The organism is Micromonospora globispora, assembly GCF_003857015.1.
GTDB lineage: Bacteria > Actinomycetota > Actinomycetes > Mycobacteriales > Micromonosporaceae > Micromonospora > Micromonospora globispora.
In genome coordinates this window covers 1-4,779 of record NZ_QGGF01000340.1, presented here as the reverse complement: position 1 = coordinate 4,779, position 4,779 = coordinate 1, and the positions used below count along the sequence as shown (strand labels likewise).

Below are 4,779 nucleotides of genomic sequence, written 5' to 3'. Positions count from 1 at the left end.
GCGCCAAGGCGGCGCCGACGACGAACCAACGCGGAAGCCAGTTCACGGCTGCTCCTTCGCTGACGACTCGACCGCCCGGCTCGGGGCGGCCAGTCGGCGTCTGCGATGGAGATCAACGGTGGGTCACTACCCCGGGCCCGCCGCACCGGCGACATGTCGCCAGGTGGACAGGGCGCAGGTCGGCCGCGCTCCGCTGCGGTGACGCGGCGTCACCCGGCGGATGCGGTCCGCGCCTGCTGCTTGCGGCGGGTCAGCGGCGGCTGCCGCGCCAGCCGTGCACCGGCAGGTCGAACTTCGCGACCAGGCGATCGGTGAACGGACGCGCCTTGAGCCGGACGATCCGCACCGGCAGCGCCCCGCGGCGGACGGTCACCCGGGCGCCCGGCGGCAGGTCGTAGACCCGCCGCCCGTCGCAGCAGAGCACCGCGAGCGTGGTGAACGGGTCGACGGTGATGGAGAAGGTGGACGTCGGCGCGGTGACCAGGGGGCGGCTGAACAGGGCGTGCGCGCTGATCGGCACCAGCAGCAGCGCCTCCACCTCGGGCCAGACCACCGGCCCGCCGCCGGAGAACGCGTACGCGGTGGACCCGGTCGGGGTCGCGCAGACCACGCCGTCGCAGCCGTACCGGGACAGCGGCCGGCCGTCGACGTCGACGAGCAGCTCCAGCATCTGGGCCCGCTCGCCCTTCTCGACGCTGATCTCGTTCAGCGCCCACGATTCGATGGTCGGCCCGCCCTCGAACTCGGCCGTCACGTCGAGGGTGAGCCGCTCGTCCACGGTGTAGTTGCGGCCGACCACGTCACGTACCGCGGAGTCGAGGTCGTCGATCTCCGCCTCGGCGAGGAAGCCGACCTTGCCGAGGTTGATGCCGAGCAGCGGCGCCTTCGCCGGCCGGGCCAGCTCAGCGGCGCGCAGGAAGGTGCCGTCACCGCCGAGCGCGAAGACGATCTCGGCGCCCTCGGCGGCCTCCGGGCCGGTCACCGGCACCACACCGGGCAGGTCCAGGTCGTCGGCCTCCTCGGCGACCACCCGCACCTCGAAGCCAGCGGCGATCAGGTCGGCCGCCACCGCCCGGGCGTGCTCGGTGCTGCGTCGGCGGCCGGTGTGCGTCACCAGCAGAGCGGTCCGGCTCACCCGGCCACCTCCTCAGTCGTCGCGCTCATCGGGCCGCCTCGTCGGTCGTCCGGTTCGACAGATCGCCGGACGGCGGGAAGCCTTCAGGTCCGGCGGCGACCACCGCGCGTACCCGCTCCGGGTCCGCCGCCGGCGCTCCCCGGCGTAACCATACGAAGAACTCCACGTTGCCGCTCGGCCCTGGCAGTGGGCTGGCGGCCACGTCGGTCAGGCCGAAGCCGAGCTGCACCGCCGCGGCGGCCACGTCGAGCACCGCCTCGGCCCGCAGCGCCGGGTCGCGGACCACCCCACCGGTGCCGACCCGCTCCTTGCCGACCTCGAACTGCGGCTTGACCATCAGCGCCAGGTCGCCGTCGGCCCGGGTGCAGCCGGCGAGCGCGGGCAGCACCAGCCGCAGCGAGATGAACGACAGGTCGGCCACCGTGAGGTCGACCGGACCGCCGATGACCTCCGGGGTCAGCGTACGAACGTTGGTGCGCTCGAAGACGTGCACCCGGCGGGTCAGCTCGGCGACCTCGTCGGCGGTGGCCAACCCGACCGCGCCCAGGGCCCGGTCCACCTCGAAGCGGATCAGCTTGGTCAGTGCCTCCCGGTTGGCGGTGCCGGTGGAGACAAGTTCCTCGGCGAGCGCCTGGAGCTGGGCGGCGGTGGCGCCACCCTGGCCGAGCGCCCGCCGCACGGCGTCCTGGGCCTTCTTCCGGGGCGCCTCCGTCAGGCCCATGGCCAGCTCGAGGTAGGCGCGCCACGCGTCCTGCATGCCTGAGTCCTTCCGCGGGGCGGGGGTGTGCAGGTGTCACGCTACCGGGCACCCCGGACGGGCCATTGCGGTACGGTGCCGGGGAACGGCGTGGCGTGCGGTAAGGAGACGATGTGGCCAGCGTGGACGAGTGCCGGCAAGCGTTGCAGGACCTGGCCGCCCGGCTGGACCGGCACGCCGACATGCAGGAACGGATCGACCTCGACCGGACCCTGGCCTGCCGGATCACCGACCTCGGGACCGCGTTCCACGGCCGGCTCGACGGCGGCCGGCTGGTCGACCTCGCCGACGGGGACGACCCGAAGGCCAAGATCGCGTTGAGCGCCGGCAGCGACGACCTGGTCGCCCTGGTGCACGGTCAGCTCGACATCACCAGGGCGCTCGCCTCGCGCCGGGTGTCCATCAAGGCCAACCCGTTCGACCTGATGAAGCTCCGCAAGCTGCTCTGAGCCCCGGCGGGTCAGACCGACAGGCCCAGCGCGGCCAACGCCTCCTCGGCCTCCGGCGACGCCGCCCGCACCTGCGGGCCGGCGGACGCCGACCAGGCCACCGCGCAGAGCGCCGCGAGGGCGTCCAGGGGGCGTCCCGCGCCGCGGAGCGTCAGACCACCGGCGGTCAGGTCGACCGACCAGCCGGCGAACTCCGGCTCGCCCGGCACCCGCACCACGGCCGCCGAGTCGAAGAGCCCGGCCAGGTCGAAGGAGACGTACGTCGGTCGCCGCGACTCGGGCGCGGCCAGCAGTTCGGGTACGTCACTGACGCCGGTGAGCACCAGCAGGCTGTCCAGGCCGGCCCGGCGGGCACCCTCGATGTCGGTGTCCAGCCGGTCGCCCACCAGCAGGGTCCGCCCGCTCCCCGCCCGACGGGCCGCGGTGGCGAAGAGCGCCGGTTCCGGCTTGCCCACCACCACGTCCGGCTCGCGGTTCAGCGCGGTGCGCAGGACGGCCACGAGGGAGCCGTTGCCGGGCAACGGACCCCGATCGCTGGGGAGCGTCCGGTCGGTGTTGGTGGCGTACCAGGGTGCCCCGGCCCGGACGGCCAGCGACGCCTCGGCCAGGTCCACCCAACCGACCTGCGGGCCGTACCCCTGCACCACGGCGGCCGGTTCCTCGTCGGCGCGGGAGACCGGGCGCAGCCCGACCGCGCTGATCTCGGCACGCAGCGCCTCGGCCCCGACCACCAGGACCGGCGCGCCGGCGGGAAGCCGGTCGCGCAGCAGTTCGGCACTGGCGGCGGCGGAGGTCAGCACCTCCTCCGGCCGGGCTGGCACACCCATGCCGGTGAGCAGGTCGGCCACCTCGCTGGAGCGGCGCGAGGCGTTGTTGGTCGCGTACCCCACCGCCTTGCCCTCGGCGTGCAGCCGACCGACCGCCTCGACCGCGCCGGGGATCGGCCGGTCGATCAGGTAGATCACCCCGTCCAGGTCGAAGACCACCAGGGCGTACCCGTCGACCAGCCGTTCCCCGGCCACAGCGGTCACCGCGCGTCCGACTCCGACTCGCGGGCCGGCTGGTCACCGGTGTCCGCGTCGGTCGGCGTGCGGTCGGAGCTGCCAGCCTCCTCGGCCACCGCGGCGGCCTCGGCGTCGGTCAGCTCGTCCTCGGCGAGGTCGTCTCCCTCGCCGTACCGGGCGTCGTCGCCCCGGTCCAGGTCAGCGGCCTCGTCGTCCCGGTCGTCCTCGTCCCGGTCGTCGTCCTCGTCGCGGTAGCGGGCGTCGCCGTCGAGGTCGTCGTCCTCGTCATCGAACTCGTCCCGGTCGTCGTCCTCGTCGTCCCGGTCGTCCTCGTCGTCGAGGTCGGTGTCGGCGTCATCGGGCTCGGCGTCGCCGGTCAGGTCGGCGCCCGGCCGGGCCCGCACGGAGCCGGGAGCGCCCGGTCCAGCCGCCACGTCCTCGACCGGCAGCTCCTCGTCGTCGCCCTCGATCACCACGCCGTCGAGCTCGAGCAGCCGCTCAGCCGCGTCGGTCTCCCCCTCGGCGTCCAGGTCGGCGGCCCGGGAGAACCACTCCCGCGCCTCCTCGCGCCGGCCCACCGCGAACAGCGCGTCGGCGTACGCGTAGCGCAGCCGCGCCGCCCACGGCTCGGACGAGTCGGCGGTCAGTTCGGGGACCTGGAGCATCGCCACGGCCGCGTCCTTCTGGCCGAGGTCACCCCGCGCCCCGGCGGCGACGATCAGCAGCTCGACCGCGACGGACTTGTCGAGCTTCTCCCGGTCGGCGCCCCGGAACAGGTCGATCGCCCGCTCCGGACGCCCCAGCGCCCGCTCGCAGTCGGCCAGCACCGCCAGGTGGCTCTGCAGACCGGTCATCCGGTGGTACGTGCGCAGCTCGGCGATCGCCGTCTGCCACTCCCCCGCGTGGTACGCGGCCAGCCCGACCGCCTCCCGCACCGCGGAGATGCGGGACGCCAGGCGACGGGCCGCCAGCGCATGCGCCAGCGCCTCGGCCGGGTCCTCGTCGATCAGCTGACCGGTCGCCACCAGGTGCCGGGCGACGGTCTCCGCCACACCCTTGGCCAGCGAGAGCAGCTCGGCCCGGACCGTCGGGTCGAGGTCGCTCGCGACGATCTCGTCCGGCAGCGCCGGCGCAGCTACGCGCTCGGCCTCGCCACCCTCGGGCCGCCGCTCGCGCTGCGGCCGCTCACCGTAGCCGCCGCCCTGGCGGCCCCGGTCCTCGAAGCGCCGCTCGTCGCGACCCGGCCGCTCGCCGTAGCCACGGCGCTCGCCGCCCCGCTCGGTACGCGGCCGCTCCTGGCCGGCGCGGTAGCCACCCTCGCGGGTCTCCTCGCGCCGGAAGCCGCCTTCACGACGCTCGCCGCCACGGAAGCCACCCTCGCGACGCTCACCGCCACGGCAGCCCTCGCGCGGCGCCTCGCCCTCACGGCGGAAG

The 4,779-nt window shown here is 75.0% G+C and carries 5 protein-coding genes; 1 reads left to right on the top strand and 4 read right to left on the bottom strand.

Annotation, left to right across the window (positions count from 1 at the left end):
- Positions 1-250: 250 nt before the first annotated feature.
- A complete protein-coding gene (locus DKL51_RS16695; RefSeq protein WP_109948265.1) occupies positions 251-1,135 on the bottom strand; it encodes an NAD kinase in 885 nt (294 codons plus the stop codon).
- A 25-nt stretch (positions 1,136-1,160) separates the two neighbouring features.
- Positions 1,161-1,892 (bottom strand): SAM-dependent methyltransferase, encoded by a 732-nt coding sequence (locus tag DKL51_RS37185; protein WP_260428565.1) that lies wholly within the window; start codon positions 1,890-1,892, stop codon positions 1,161-1,163.
- A 113-nt stretch (positions 1,893-2,005) separates the two neighbouring features.
- On the opposite strand from DKL51_RS37185, the gene DKL51_RS16685 reads away from it, so the two are divergent.
- Positions 2,006-2,341, top strand: coding sequence for an SCP2 sterol-binding domain-containing protein (locus DKL51_RS16685; RefSeq protein ID WP_109947927.1), 336 nt, complete (start codon positions 2,006-2,008; stop codon positions 2,339-2,341).
- An 11-nt stretch (positions 2,342-2,352) separates the two neighbouring features.
- On the opposite strand, the gene DKL51_RS16680 is transcribed toward DKL51_RS16685, so the two are convergent.
- Both DKL51_RS16680 and DKL51_RS16675 read right to left on the bottom strand, forming a co-directional pair.
- Positions 2,353-3,372, bottom strand: a complete 1,020-nt coding sequence (locus DKL51_RS16680; RefSeq protein ID WP_109947928.1) for an HAD-IIA family hydrolase — start codon at positions 3,370-3,372, stop codon at positions 2,353-2,355.
- Complete coding sequence (locus DKL51_RS16675; RefSeq protein ID WP_260428566.1) at positions 3,369-4,418, bottom strand: tetratricopeptide repeat protein; 1,050 nt, start codon at positions 4,416-4,418, stop codon at positions 3,369-3,371. Before DKL51_RS16675 ends, DKL51_RS16680 begins: the two co-directional genes overlap by 4 nt.
- Positions 4,419-4,779: the final 361 nt, after the last annotated feature.